The 14,388-nt window shown below is 54.8% G+C and carries 12 protein-coding genes; 8 read left to right on the forward strand and 4 right to left on the reverse strand.

What is annotated here, in order from left to right; genetic code table 11:
- Positions 1-63: 63 nt before the first annotated feature.
- From flhE to flhB, 3 genes are read right to left on the reverse strand one after another with little or no spacing between them, the layout of a single operon-like run.
- On the reverse strand, positions 64-471 hold the full coding sequence (gene flhE, locus QMZ30_RS17105; protein ID WP_283228284.1) for a flagellar protein FlhE: 408 nt from the start codon (positions 469-471) through the stop codon (positions 64-66).
- 3 nt (positions 472-474) lie between these two features.
- Positions 475-2,562 carry a flagellar biosynthesis protein FlhA gene (flhA, locus tag QMZ30_RS17110; RefSeq protein WP_283228285.1) on the reverse strand — a complete coding sequence of 696 codons (2,088 nt, stop codon included), beginning with the start codon at positions 2,560-2,562 and terminating at the stop codon, positions 475-477.
- Entirely contained in the window at positions 2,555-3,706 is a 1,152-nt protein-coding gene (gene flhB, locus QMZ30_RS17115; RefSeq protein WP_283228286.1) for a flagellar biosynthesis protein FlhB, read from the reverse strand. The genes flhA and flhB overlap by 8 nt, the downstream gene beginning before the upstream one ends.
- An 865-nt stretch (positions 3,707-4,571) precedes the next feature.
- On the opposite strand from flhB, the gene QMZ30_RS17120 reads away from it, so the two are divergent.
- From QMZ30_RS17120 to QMZ30_RS17155, 8 genes are all read left to right on the forward strand, one after another.
- Positions 4,572-5,063 carry an SH3 domain-containing protein gene (locus QMZ30_RS17120; protein WP_197063365.1) on the forward strand — a complete coding sequence of 164 codons (492 nt, stop codon included), beginning with the start codon at positions 4,572-4,574 and terminating at the stop codon, positions 5,061-5,063.
- An 85-nt stretch (positions 5,064-5,148) separates the two neighbouring features.
- Positions 5,149-6,363 carry a type IVB secretion system protein IcmH/DotU gene (icmH, locus tag QMZ30_RS17125; protein WP_283228287.1) on the forward strand — a complete coding sequence of 405 codons (1,215 nt, stop codon included), beginning with the start codon at positions 5,149-5,151 and terminating at the stop codon, positions 6,361-6,363.
- The gene (gene tssM / locus QMZ30_RS17130; protein WP_283228288.1) at positions 6,363-8,477 is read left to right on the forward strand and encodes a type VI secretion system membrane subunit TssM; all 2,115 of its coding nucleotides are present in this window, start codon (positions 6,363-6,365) and stop codon (positions 8,475-8,477) included. The genes icmH and tssM overlap by 1 nt, the downstream gene beginning before the upstream one ends.
- 13 nt (positions 8,478-8,490) lie before the next feature.
- On the forward strand, positions 8,491-9,189 hold the full coding sequence (tagF, locus tag QMZ30_RS17135; protein WP_283228289.1) for a type VI secretion system-associated protein TagF: 699 nt from the start codon (positions 8,491-8,493) through the stop codon (positions 9,187-9,189).
- A 33-nt stretch (positions 9,190-9,222) separates the two neighbouring features.
- Positions 9,223-10,338, forward strand: coding sequence for a type VI secretion system-associated FHA domain protein TagH (gene tagH / locus QMZ30_RS17140; RefSeq protein WP_283228290.1), 1,116 nt, complete (start codon positions 9,223-9,225; stop codon positions 10,336-10,338).
- Positions 10,335-11,111, forward strand: coding sequence for a PP2C family protein-serine/threonine phosphatase (locus QMZ30_RS17145; protein WP_283228291.1), 777 nt, complete (start codon positions 10,335-10,337; stop codon positions 11,109-11,111). Before tagH ends, QMZ30_RS17145 begins: the two co-directional genes overlap by 4 nt.
- Positions 11,112-11,125: 14 nt before the next feature.
- A complete protein-coding gene (locus tag QMZ30_RS17150) occupies positions 11,126-12,076 on the forward strand; it encodes a hypothetical protein (protein WP_039335204.1) in 951 nt (316 codons plus the stop codon).
- 66 nt (positions 12,077-12,142) lie between these two features.
- The gene (locus QMZ30_RS17155) at positions 12,143-13,558 is read left to right on the forward strand and encodes a serine/threonine protein kinase (protein WP_283228292.1); all 1,416 of its coding nucleotides are present in this window, start codon (positions 12,143-12,145) and stop codon (positions 13,556-13,558) included.
- Here the strand turns inward: QMZ30_RS17155 and QMZ30_RS17160 are convergent, their stop codons facing one another.
- Positions 13,559-14,227 carry a gamma-glutamylcyclotransferase gene (locus tag QMZ30_RS17160; RefSeq protein ID WP_283228293.1) on the reverse strand — a complete coding sequence of 223 codons (669 nt, stop codon included), beginning with the start codon at positions 14,225-14,227 and terminating at the stop codon, positions 13,559-13,561.
- Positions 14,228-14,388 lie beyond the last annotated feature (161 nt).

Raw genomic sequence — 14,388 nt, forward strand, 5'->3', positions numbered from 1 at the left:
AAATGGCGCCCCTACATGAACGGATAGGGTTTTTCGTAGGGTGCGCATTTATGCGCGTTAAAACTATTTGTAATTCACCGTCACTTCACTGCTAATGACCCGCAAGCCCGGGGGCAACGCGCCCTTCCCCTGAAAACCAAACGCCAAATGCAGGGTTTCCTCAGCTGAGATATTTGCCAGCCCGCGCGTACTGCCGCTACCGCCCTCAATCTCCACGCAACGCTGTGTGGTACACAACCGCACGATCATCCCGGAAGGTGCAGGACGGCTGAGCTGATAACGCCAGTTCACGACTGTAATAGTGCCCGGTGCAGCAGAGGGTGCCTTTAAAGCCGGCGTCATTAGCCAGTTACCGCGCACGCCAATACTCGGACCACTGGCGCTGTCGCTCCATGCACCCGTTGCGGCATTGGCATACAGCGGCAGCGCCACCATCGGTAACATCATCAATGTCCAACACCAGCGACGCATTGATTACTTACCTCCGATGGTAGCGGTCATGCGGATTTGACGGTTATCGGTCAGTTCCATATTCGACAGCACCACCAGCTGCGGCAGATTACGGCGCAGGAAGCGCGCCAACAGCGCACGCAGCGGATGGTTAACCAGCAGCACCGGCGGTGCACCGGTCATCTCCTGCTGCTGCAATGCACCCTGTGCTTGTACCAGCAAGCGATCTGCCAGGCCCGGTTCCAGACCACCACCGCCCTGCAATGCTTGCAGGAGCAGACGTTCTAAAGTGGCGTCGAGACCAATCACCTGAACTTCGCCGTTGCCGGGGAACCATTGCTGAGTAATCGCGCGGCCCAGGGCGACACGCACCACGCTGGTCAGCTCCTGCGGGTCGGTTTGCACCGGAGCATGCTCTGCCAGCGTTTCGATAATGGTACGCATATCGCGAATCGAAACGCGTTCGATCAACAGGTTCTGCAATACCTTATGCAGCGTGGTCAGGGTAATCACGCCCGGTACCAGATCTTCTGTCAGCTTCGGCATCTCTTGCGTGACGCGATCCAACAGCTGTTGAGCTTCCTGACGACCAAACAACTCGCTGGCATACTGACCAATCAGGTGATTCAGGTGAGTCGCTACCACGGTACTGGCCTCTACCACGGTAAAGCCCTGAATCTGCGCCTGCTCTTTCAGCGCGCTGTCGATCCAGATAGCCGCCAGGCCAAAGGCTGGATCGACGGTCGGTTCACCCGGCAGCGAACCTGCTGCGGTGCCCGGGTTAATGGCCATCCAACGCCCCGGATAAGCATCACCACTGCCAATCTCCACCCCTTTCATCAGGATGCGATATCGCGCAGGTGGCAGCTCCATGTTGTCGCGGATATGCACCACCGGCGGCAGGAAGCCCACCTCTTGCGCCACTTTTTTACGAATACTGCGGATGCGCCCCAGCAGTTCGCCATTTTGCAGGTGATCGACCATCGGGATCAGGCGGTAACCCACTTCGAGACCCAATGAATCTTCTAGTTGGACATCGGTCCATGACGCTTCCACCGTCGCTGGCGTCTCCTGGGTTTTCACCAGGCTTGAGGTTTCCGGCGCTTTCTTCGGCTTAATCTCACGTCCACGCAGCCACCAGGCAAGACCCAGCAGTGCCGCAGTAAACAGCAGGAAGACAAAGTTCGGCATTCCCGGCACCAGGCCAAGCAAACCGATAACCCCGCCACTCAGCATCAATACCCGAGGATTGTTGAACAGCTGGGTGACCATCTGCTCGCCAACATCCTGATCGGTGCTGACGCGCGTCACGATGACACCCGCAGCGGTGGAGATCACCAGCGCCGGGATCTGTGCCACTAAGCCGTCACCGATGGTCAGCAGGGTATAAGTTTCACCTGCGTGACCGAGGTCCATACCATGCTGCACCACGCCCACCAACAGACCGCCGATGACGTTAATCACCATGATCAAAATACCGGCGATGGCATCACCACGAACAAATTTACTCGCACCGTCCATCGAGCCGTAGAAGTCAGCTTCCTGCGTGACTTCCGAACGACGACGCTTAGCCTCTTCTTCACCGATCAAACCGGCGTTCAGGTCAGCATCGATGGCCATCTGCTTACCTGGCATCCCGTCGAGCACGAAACGGGCGCCCACTTCGGCGATACGTCCGGCACCCTTGGTGATAACCATAAAGTTGATGATAACGAGGATGATGAACACCACGATACCGATGGCAAAGTTACCGCCTACCAGGAAGTGACCAAAGGCCTCAACCACGCGGCCCGCTGCGTCAGCACCAGTGTGACCATCCAGCAGGATGATACGCGTTGACGCCACGTTCAGCGCCAGGCGCAGTAAGGTGGAGAACAGCAGAATGGTGGGAAACGCGGCGAAATCCAGCGTGCGCTGCGTAAACATCGCCACCAGCAGCACCATGATCGACAGGGCAATGTTAAAGGTGAACAACAGGTCGAGAATGAATGCCGGTAACGGCAGCACCATCATCGACAGGATCAGCATGATCAGCACCGGCCCTGCCAGCACCTGCCACTGCGTGTCTTTAAAATTGCCCGGTAAACGCAGCTTTTCGGCCAGATTAGCCATCGTTTCTGTTCTCTCCTGCAAAGTCCATGTCTGCCGGAACCGGCAGCTGTTTTGGTTTGGTTGGGATCAGGCCGCCTTCACGCTTCCAGCGTCGCAGTTGCCATACCCACGCCAGCACCTCCGCCACCGCAGCATAGAGCGCGCCGGGGATGAACTGACCAATTTCTGTGTGTCGATAGAGCGCACGTGCTAGCGGCGGTGCTTCAAGGATTGGAACGCGGTGCTCTTTTGCCAGCTCACGTATTTTCAGGGCGATATCACCGGCCCCTTTGGCAATCACCTTGGGCGCGCTCATCTTGCCTTCCTGATACTGCAACGCCACCGAGTAGTGCGTTGGATTAGTAACGATCACATCCGCTTTCGGTACATCCGCCATCATGCGACGTCGCGCGGCTGCACGCATCGCCTGACGAATACGACCTTTAACGTGCGGGTCACCTTCGTTCTGCTTATGTTCGTCTCGGATTTCCTGACGCGACATTTTCAACTTTTTGAAGTGGCTGTAGAGCTGCCAGAACACGTCGAAGCCCACCATTGGAACCAGGCCCAGCATGATCAGCGCACAGCTGATGGCCATCATGGTTAGACCGTGGTGCAGGGCGTTGACCGGAGATTCACTGATCAAGCGCAGCATCTCTTGCCAGTGTGACCAGATGTACCAGCCTGCCACCAGCCCCACCAACACCGCTTTCAAAATCGCCTTTAACAACTCGGCCCAGGTTTGCGAGGAGACCATGCGTTTCAATCCGCTGAGAGGATTGAGCTTATTGAAATCCAGCTTGATGGATTTACCACTGATGTTGATGCCCCCGAGTAGCATTGGTGCTGCAATCGCGACAATCACCAAGCCCGCCATCAAAGGCAGTAAAGCCATCACTGCCTGACCAATCAGGTTGCTGATGTGCGCAATGATCATTTTGTCATCGGTGACCATGGCGTGATCAAAGCGAAACCCGGTGGCCAGCATACTGGCCAGTTGTTCAGCCATATGGGTGCCACCCAGCCACAGGATCAGCAAGCCCGCCAGCAACATCAACACCGATGTTAACTCGCGCGATCGCGGAATCTGCCCCTCTTCGCGCGCCTTCTCTAGTCGGTGCGCCGTGGGCGATTCTGTTTTGTCCTCGTCGCTCTCTTCAGCCACGACATACCTCAGCTGGCAGGAATTCTGAGCATAGGATGCCAAAACCCGCCGTGGCTAAAGCGTGGATTAAGGGGGAGAAATGCGAGTTTATTGAGCCATAAGTGAAATAAAAAAAGGCGTCCTCCCGCACAGTGTCACCATGGGGCCGGACGCCTTTATCCAAAGCACTCATTTCGTTGGTCTCTAACGAAGTAAATGCAAAATCTCTTAAACCACTGCAATGCCTGTGCCAAATGATAATTTTCAATATCATTATATAGTTAAGGCGCTCGCTCTCTTTTCGAAACCTATGCTTTGCACCTCGCCAGTACAAAAGCTGCCCAATTTATGTGCAATGCTGCATTAGCCTTTTATATACCTACTGCCGATTTCTGTTCGCCAGAACGGTCTGTTTTGAGTCAGCCCTGCATGTTTAACTCAAGCAAAAGCCGTGCCGAACTCGACTTCAATTTGGACGGATAGGCGCCCGTAAATTCTGAAAGTAAGAAAATTGTTTACTGGCGCAATCTTTTTTTAACGTCAAAAATAGATTAATATTATTTAATGATTTTCATTATCTCCATTGTGCAAAAATTGTGTTTTCGCCTGCGTTATACACTTCCACTGGTAAATAAGTAAATTCATCTTATATATCAACCTCGGCACGTGTTTTATATCACCTGTTCCAGCTGCATTTTCGCCCGGTAGCACGGGATTTCTCTCGGTGCAATGGTTTGAATTCTCAAAAGTCTTAGGTAGACTGAGCACAGCACTATCTTTCTGTAATCTGACTGTTTTTTGATGGCTTTCTTGCTGCGTAATCTGCCCGCTTCCATTGCGTGTGCCGCATTTTAATCTGCAGCTAATCTGATGAAATTTGAGGTTCATGGTGAATAAGAGTCTCGTGCTAACCCTACTGGCGGTGTTAACGTTAGCGGGTTGTAAAGCGCCAACGCCGCCCGTAACTGATGACACACTGGTCACCAGTGAAGTCAATGGCGTTAAGCTGGTTCACCGGAATGCGGTGGCAGCACCAGCCGAGTTCACGCCGGTCAATGAAAGTTTTCGCGCACTCTATGCTGCTTCGGTCATGACCACGCCTGATTTTGGCGGCAAAGTGGTGCGTTATCTCGACAATGCTAAGTCGTTTGAAGTGCTTGGCCGTGTTGAGCACAGCTGGTTAGCCGTTGCTGATGAACCGAATGGACAGCTGATTGGTTATATTCCGCCCAAAGCTGGGGTAGAAAGCAGCCGTTATGACGCCACCGTGCGTAGCGATCGTCCACGCCCCCGCCGCAACAAACAGGTCTGTGTGGCCGTTGGAGGCGCCAGCAAGGCATGTCGCACCAACGATACCGCGACCTGGATCCTAGACTGATAATGCAATACGGCGCAGATTGTCCGCAGAAAGGTCGCTCTTTGCGGACAAGAAATAGCGCCATTGCCAGGAAAATCGAGATTTAATGACCCAGGATTCTGTTGCACGCGATGGCATTGTCGCGGGCAATGATAACCTTTTGCTTAATGCCGCAGCACCGATACTGAATGCCGTTGTTCGCCTGCGGCAGGCTGCCACGCATGATGATCCTGCCGGTTTACGCCAGCTTTTGATCGAAGAAATCCGCCAGTTTGAACAACGCTGCAAACAAGCGGGACTGCCCTTTGAGATGATCATTGGCGCACGCTATTGCCTATGCAGCGTGCTGGATGAAGCCGCGGCACAAACGCCATGGGGCACGCGCGGCGTATGGTCTGGCAATGGCATGCTAGTGACTTTTCACAACGAAAGCTGGGGCGGTGAAAAAGTCTTCCAACTGCTTTCACGCGTTTCACAGAGTCCGCAGCAGCACCTCTGGCTGCTGGAAATGATCCACTATTGCCTGCTTCTGGGCTATGAAGGCCGCTATCGCGGCAGCGACAGTGGTCGCGCCCAGTGTGACAGCATTCGTAAACGCCTGGCGCAGTTAATTCAGGAAACTCGCCCGACTACCGCTAACCCGGCCGCGCCGCTGGTTGAAGTGCATCCCTTGGTGAGCAGCCTGACGCGCCCCATGGTGCCGCTATGGGCTTGCGCCACCTTAGCCGCTTTGATTGCCTGCCTGATATACAGCGGTCTCAACTGGCGATTGGGCAATGCGGCTGAACCTCTGCTTCGCGCCATCTATCAAACGCCATTGCCACAAATTATGCCTGGGCGTCGTCCTACCTCACCACAAGCCTTGCTCGATCTTCATCAACGCTTGAATGATGTGATTGCTGCAGGCCAGTTAGAGGTGAGCGATGGCGCATTCGGCAGTAAGGTGATCATCCCCGCAGACAAACTGTTTTCATCTGATGGCACCGTGGTCAATCAGGTTGGCCGTGCACTGCTGGCGCACGTCGCCAGCGCGATGAAAACGGTGAAAGGCACCGTGTTGGTCTCGGTGTACACCGATAACAGCCCAGTCGATGGTCGCTTTGCTTCCAGTTACGAATTCTCTTTTGCCCGCGCACGCGCCGTCACGCAGTTACTCAATCCGCAGCTCGCTGAGGGACACAGCGTGAAAGCTGAGGGGCGCGGCGACAGCAATCCCCTGCTTCCCAACGACAGCAATGAAAATCGCGCGCGCAACCGGCGCGTAGAAATCACCCTGTTCGCGGCACCGGAAACCCTTGGCAATCATCCGGGAGGTCAGTGATGCGTGCATCGCTGCAACATTTTTTAACCCACCGCCTGTTGTGGAGCCTGATTGGCGTCACGGCCCTGAGTTGCGTGCTGTGGATGCTGGGCCCGCTTTGGACCTGGGGAGACACCCGTCCGCTTGAGCCGATTTTCGCTCGTCAGTGTGTGGTTGGCCTGTTGTTCTTCTGCTGGGTGCTGTTCCAGTTTATTCCGGCAATCTGGCGTGGCTGGTTCAACAGCAAAATGCTTAACCGCCTTCAGGAAATGAACAGTGAGGAGCTCTCTGACCGACAAGCCACGGATACGCTACTGGCACAGCGCTTCAGCGAAGCCGCACTGCGATTAAAACGCACCCAGTTTGGTCGTCGTCATCAGCAAAGTTGGCTGGCACGTTTCCAGAGCCACTATCTTTATCAACTACCGTGGTATGTGATGATGGGCGCACCCGGCGCGGGCAAGACCACCGCACTGCTGAATGCCGGCCTCGAATTCCCGCTCACGGACAGCCTGGGTAAAGGCGCGGTGCGCGGCGTGGGTGGTACACGCCACTGTGACTGGTGGTTTACGGATAGCGCAGTCCTGATCGACACTGCAGGCCGTTATGCCCTGCAAGAGAGCCAACGCGCCCGTGACGGTGCCGAGTGGCAGAGTTTTATCAATCTGTTGAAGCGTTATCGTACCCGTCAGCCGATCAACGGTGTGATCATGACGATCAGCGTCTCCGATCTGCTGACGGACTCGGCTGAGGCCCGTCACGCGCAGGCCAGCGCGCTGCGTATGCGCATGCAGGAACTGCATCAGCAAACCGGAATTCACTTCCCGGTGTATGTGATGGTGACCAAAACCGACCTGCTGAAAGGCTTTATGAGCTTCCATGCGGGTTTAAGCAAGCCGCAACGCGATGCCATCTGGGGTTTTACTTTCCCATGGGAACCCGGTAAACCGCATAAAGATGACTGGCACAACAGCTTTAGCCAGCAGTACCGACATTTAGAGCAGCGTCTGCAGCAACAGCTCGCTAATGTGATGGCGAACGAGCGCGATCTCACCCAACGCGCGGACAGTTTCCTGTTTCCGCAGGAGTTCAGTTCATTGCGCCCTCTGCTCAATGAGTATCTTGATGTGGTGTTCTCTCGTCATGAGGATGAAATCGCGTGGTCAGCACGCGGCCTGTTCTTTACCAGCGGCACCCAGGAAGGACTGCCGTTTGACCGCATCATGGGGGAACTGAACCGTAAGTTGCAGTTACCGCACACCGGTGAAAACAGTTTTGCCACCTGGGATAGCGTCACCCGCAACAATCCTATCCCGGGTAACAAGGGCCAGAGCTTCTTTATTCGCGATCTTCTGAGCGACCTGGTGTTTCGCGAAAGCGGTCTGGCCGGCAGTAATCGGCACTGGGAATATCGTAACCGACTGTTCCATTGGATCGGTTATGGTGCGTTGACCGGTGCGCTATTGCTGCTGTCGGGTTTATGGCTCGCCAGTTATCTGCAGAACCAGCGTTATCTCGACCAGGTCTCGGCACGCATTGCCCCGATCACCGTGCAAAGTCAGCAGGTATTGCATCAGCCAGCCGATAATATTTTTGATCTGCTACCCTTCTTAAATAACCTGGTCAAACTGCCATTGTCAGAGCGTTTTTCCCTCGACAATCCGCCGCTTACCATGCGCGTGGGTTTATATCGTGGCAACCAGGTGAGTGATGCTGCATGGGTGCTTTATCAAAATGCGCTTAAGTCTCTGCTGTTACCTCGCGTTGCTCAACAGATTACCAATCTACTGCGTAACGATCCGGGGAACGATAATGAGTACAGCCGTAATGCGCTGCGCGCCTATCAAATGCTTTATCAGCCGCGAAATTATGACGGCGAGTTTTTGCGTGGCTGGCTGATGCAAAACCTGCAGCGAAATTTGCCGGAAAATGTCAGCGCTCGCGATTTGCAGCAGTTGGACTGGCACCTCAGCCAACTGTTGGATCAGCAGATTCAGTCATCGCCTTATGCGCGAGACAACGCTTTGATGATGCGCAAGCTTGCGGAGAATCTGAAAAATGCCGGTGACAACGGCAACACGCTGGCGATTGTGCCAGATGCGTTGTCGCAGCGATTGACCGGACACAGTGAGTAATGGTGAGGTAACAATGGCGACGCATACCGCGCCGGGTTGGTACGGCAAATTACCGGCCACCGGTGATTTTCTGCGCCAGCGTCTGAGCGAGAATACCGTGACGCCCTGGAGCCACTGGTTTCAACAAGGGCTGATGCATTGGCACCAACAATCCGACGCGAACACGCCGCTCTTTTTGCGTGCGCCGGTGTGGAACTTTGTGTTGCCGCTGTCGCCGCTACGTCAGCAGGTTCAGATGGGCTGTTTATTGCCCTCTTGCGATCGCGTAGGCCGCAGTTGGCCGCTGCTGGCATTACGCAGTTTTCCGCTCAGCCACTGGCATAGCGCGCAATTGGCGATGTCAGGAGATTGGTATCAAGAGCTGGGTGCTTTGCTATTGCGCAGCGTGAGAGATCGTCTCAGTCCGGATGTGCTGGAACAGCAGATGCAACAGTTAGCTCCGCTGATGGTGCCTGATAACCAGCGCAGCGACATTATGGATGTGATTGGTTTTGATGACCTGCCCTGCACACTGAGCTGGCGTGAAGTGGCAGACCGATTTGATCCGCAGCAGCATATTAGCTACTGGTGGAGTAATCGCAGTGACGGATTTGCCCATGCCACACACAAACACAGTGGGCCGCTCACCGCGCAACTTTTTTCCTTACTGTTTAACCCGGCATCTGGTGCTCAGCCGGGACGCAATGGCCTCTATCCACCGATGTTTGAATAGGCTGTCGCGTTTTCCTTGTTAATGGGATGACTCATGCAATTTACCATTGTGCAGTGCAATACGGATGTGCCCGCAAAGACGGTCGCCTTTAAACCGCCGGGGGGAACTATCGGCCGCAGTCAGGACAATGATCTGGTGCTGCCCGACGAGTCACGCGCGATTTCGCGTTTGCAGGCACTGGTGCATCTGTCACCTGAAGGCGAATGCCGTCTGACCAATCAGGGCAGCGTCACCTCAGTGGTGCTCAATGGCATGGTTCTGCAACGTGGTTCGCAAGTGCTGTTACATCACGGCGATGCCTTACAAATCGGTGAGTATGGCTTGCAAGTGAACGACCCAGCCTGCCAGAACAGTCAACAAGATGATCCACTGGCGTTCTTTGCAGAGAGTGCTGATGACCCACTCGGTATTCAACAGGAAACTGATGTCCTGCCAGAGACCGCCGCAGTTCGCCACGAGCGTCGCACAGATCCACGTCTCGCCATCGATCCACAAAGTGATTCACCCGCCCTCCCTGCTGCATTGCCGGGAGCCGATCAGGATAAGCTGATTGCGGCACTGTTAGAAGGTATGGGACTTAATAACGGACACCAAACCCCCTTCACCGAAGAGCAAATGCGTGTCACTGGTCGCATGTTGAGCCTGTTTTCCCAAGGCACCGTCGCTCTGCTCTCTTCACGCTCAATTTTGAAGCGTGGAGTGAAAGCCGATATGACGATGATCCTGAACGAGGCCAACAACCCTTTTAAAATTCTGCCATCGGGCAAGACCGTACTGATGCAGATCTACCAGAGCCAGATGCCCGGCTTTATGCCACCGGAAGCGGCCGTCCGCGATGCATTAGTGGATTTGCAAGCTCACCAGTTGGGCATGATTGCCGGTATCCGCGCCATCATTGCCGCGATGCTGCAGTCGTTTAATCCACAACGACTGGAAGAAGAGGCGCGTAAAGACGGCGTGTTGCCGAAGCTGCCGTTTAATGGCGGTCGTAAAGCCGCGCTGTGGGATTACTTCTCACGCCACTATCAACGCACGGCGGGCGAAATTGAAGATGACTTCCACACGCTGTTTGGCGAAGCCTTTTTGCACGCCTACGATATGGAAGTGAACCAGTACAAAGATTCCCAAACGCGGACTGAAGACGCATGAAGATGATGTTTGCCAGCCGCTGCCAGCAGGGAATGCGCGACGAAAATCAAGACCGCACCGGGGCAGAACTCGACGAACACAAAGCCTGTTTTTTGGTGTGCGATGGCGTTGCGGGCTTACCGGGTGGCGATATGGCGGCACAGATCGTTCGGGACACGCTGCTGACGTATTTGCACAACAGCGACACCTTTACCCCTGACAGCACCCGTGCCGCCATTGAGCAATGCCAGCAGGTATTGCTGGAGGCGCAGGGAAAGAATCCGAAATATGCCCGCATGAGCACCACGCTCGCCGCGCTATTTATCGACCGCCAAACACAGCGTGCATGGTGGGCGCACGCAGGTGACAGCCGGGTTTATCACTTCCGTCACGGGGTCTTGAGTCAGGTCACACGTGACCACAGTCTGGCTCAACAGTTACGTGAAGCGGGCTATGAAAATTCCGGCATTAACAGTAATTTACTTTATAATGCGCTCGGCGTTGAGCCTGCTCGTCCCGCCACCTTCAGTGAAGTGATTTCGCTCACCGATGGTGATGCGTTTTTGGTCTGTACCGACGGGTTTTGGCTCAATCTGACCACCCACGAGATGGAACAAGCCCTGCGCATGGTCAATGCCTGCGAAGAGTGGCTGACTTTGATGGAACAAGCCGTTAACCGCAGTGTTAAAAGCGACAATCTCAGCGCTCTGGCAATCTGGATTGGCGAGCCGCAGGAAGCGACGCTGCTTTATTCCCAGGCCGATGCGGCACGTTTTCTGCCGACACGTTATTGATTCCAAGGATCCTTATGAAAGTGTGGTTGCCGGGTTTAGCGACCCTGTTGCTGGCTCTAAATGCACAAGCTGATGATTATCGCGTGGTTTACTCGCCGAGCCTGTCATTGGAAGTTTATATCGATAACGTGGCCAGCAATTCGCCGAATGACTGGTGTAAAGAGACACTGCCGTTACGCATTGTTTCAGGTAAAAGCACCGATTCCAGCATCCTGACCAGCTTCCTGCCACGCGTGGGGACGCTGTTAGCGAATCAGTGTGGGACGCTGGACGAACTCCCCTGGCAGATGACCAACAAAGACGGAAGCGTCCTGGCGAATGGTAGCGCAGCCAAACTGCAAAACTGGCGGCCCATCGTGATTAACGATGCCACTGCCAGCGCCAGTGCCAGTAACGCCGCCCCGCTTGACCTGTCAAAACCAGCAGATACGGCACCCTTGCAACACTTCGCTTTGCCGGCCGGATGTCATTTCCGCACCTGGTGGGATGAAAATGGCGATTCACTCTTTATTCCTGATAATCCGCAACAGCACTGCTCGACCGAAGGTTGGCTGGAAGGCCCAAGTGATATCACGCTGATGAACAACGGTAATACCCGCAGCGTGGCGGTTAACTTCTATCAGGGTTACCCGATTGCCGACCTTAAGCTAAGCGGCCCAGCGCTGGAAGTCGTCGCCGTGAACAAGCAGCGCATGATAGTGACGCGCCCTGATGCAGATGATAGCTGGCTGGTGCTGCCCTTTGACAGCCAGCAGCACGTATGGCGCTTCACTGGCAACCTGCTGATTAAAATGGATAAGACAGCAGGTCAGGATAGCGATGCGGTTAAGAAGCGGGTTGAAACTTTACGTGGCGTCTGGTCGCCACAATTTATGCCACAGCAAAAAGTGACTGTGTTACTGATTGACACCCTGCATGCGGATCTGGCCGATCCGGCGATTGGTGCCTGGCGTAACATTAATTAATTAGCGATCGTCGCCTCGGCCAATGATGTTGACCAGGCGCTACAGGACGTGTTCAGAGAGTTCACTATGTCGGCAAACGAAAACCACACACCGAACGCCCTGCCTGCGGGCTATCGGTTTAACGAATTTGAAATCAAGGAAGTGATTGGCGGCGGTGGCTTTGGCATTGTATATCGTGCCTGGGACCACCAGCTCGAGCGCACCATCGCGATTAAAGAGTACATGCCGGTTTCACTGGCGGTGCGTGCTGCCGACCTGTCTCTGGAACTGCGTGGCGAACGCTTCCAGAAACTGTTTAATGCCGGGCGCAACAGCTTTATTCAGGAAGCGCGCCTGCTGGCACGTTTTAATCATCCTGGTCTGCTGCATGTCTTGCGCTTCTGGGAAGAGAACGGCACCGCCTATATGGGCACACTTTACTATAGCGGCATGACGCTGAAAGAGTGGCAAGTAACCAGCCCGGAAAGCATCAGTGAAAGCTGGATCCGTCGCCTGCTGCCTCCGCTGTTTGGTGCCATCAATACCATTCATACTGCGGGTTATCTGCATCGTGATATTTCGCTGGATAATATCCAGATTCAGGAAAATCAGTTGCCGGTGTTGCTCGATTTTGGTTCCGCGCGCAAGGAGATCGGCAACCTCTCTGACGAAACCGAAATCATGCTGAAACCCGGCTTTGCGCCGATTGAACAATACAGTGAAGAGGGCGAAGTCGAACAAGGGCCGTGGACGGATATCTATGCGCTCGGAGCGGTGCTACACAATCTGATCACCGGTCATGCGCCACCGGTGAGCGTGGTGCGTTGTATCGAGGATAACTACCAGCCGCTGGTCGAACGCCAGCCAGAGGGCTACTCGCTGCCGCTGCTGCATGCTATCGACTGCGCGCTGGCCATGAAGCCGGCTGACCGTCCACAAAATATTGATGCCTTTGCCAGCCTGATTGATTTACCTGTCAGTGATGTTGAGGCGCTGGTGACCACCTTCCCGGTGATCGCCGAAGTCCCGGCTGCCGAGCCAATCGCGGTTGTGGTGCCAGAACCTCAGGTGATGGCGGTGAATCATGCTGCCGCCGCCATTGAACCCGTGACACCGCGTAATGTGCGTCGTCTGTCGCCAGGTTTAGTTGCCGCGGCGGCCATCGCAATTCTGGCGGTGGTGGTTGTGGTGTGGAAAGCCAATCGTCACAGCGATGCGCCACCTGTCGCCTCGACCCCTGCAGCAACCGCACCCGTGGCAAACCCCAGTGCGGCTCATCCTGGTCCCTCTCTGGCAACGGTTTATTTGCGCTTGCAGGAAGGCGACAATATTGTGCTGAATGGTGAAGTGAAGGATGTGAAACCAGCCAGCAGCGGTTTTGCCTCGCTGAATCTGGCAGCCGGCAACTATCGCATTGAAGTCCATCATGGTAGTGAAGTGCTGGCGCAATCACTCACGATTGATAAGCCGGGAACCTGGCTGATTAATCCCGGCAAACCCTGATTAGCGCGCTGCAGATTTTTGCAGCGCTCTGACCTCTGCGGCCAGACGCGTTAAGGCGTCTTCTTGCATACCGCGTTTGCCCAGCTCCTGTTCCAGCGAATAGAGATATTGGGCATTCGTTCCCAGCGGCCCACTCGCTTGTGCGATCAATGGCGCGATAGTGCTACGGCAGGAGTCGGTTTCATACAGCGGATGTCGTGGGTCCATAATAAACACCAACGCCGTCACCTTACGCGCATCATCCAGCTCCAGTTCACACCAGGTTGGCAGGTAGCAGCCGGTGATCATTTCACGCTTCCATAACAGCTCGAGTTCGTCATGCAGTCGGGATTCCGGCAGACGGAACGCCAGCCCGCTGGTTGCACCGCCCTCTTTCAGCGCCAGCATACGACCAGGAGCCTCTACCGTGCCGCGTCCAGCGGTAAGGCGTAAGCAGAACGCCCGATGCCAGCCTTCCAGCCGCCCGGAAGCCACTTCTTCCGCTTCAAAAACTGGATTCCACATCAGGGAACCATAACCAAAGATCCAGACCGGGCTTTGGTCAGGGCGACAGGCCAGCGTGGCCGCGAGCGATGCTGCGCGTTTTTCACAGCTCCACAGCAGTGCTTCGTCAATATCGCCAAAGGATGTTTTACAATCCGCTTTTAAAAGAAATTCCCGGGTTAACAATGCGACCTCCTCTACTGCGCTGACATCCTGTCGGTTCGGCTCCTCAAAGATGATGTCTTACAGGCAACACGCGTTGCGTCGACTTAAGAAAAGACATTAATGCATTTTTCATAAAAGTTTCAAGATTGACCCCGATCACAAAGGGGAAATTCTTCGTAAAT

This window comes from Pantoea sp. EA-12, assembly GCF_030053355.1.
Lineage (GTDB): Bacteria > Pseudomonadota > Gammaproteobacteria > Enterobacterales > Enterobacteriaceae > Pantoea > Pantoea vagans_C.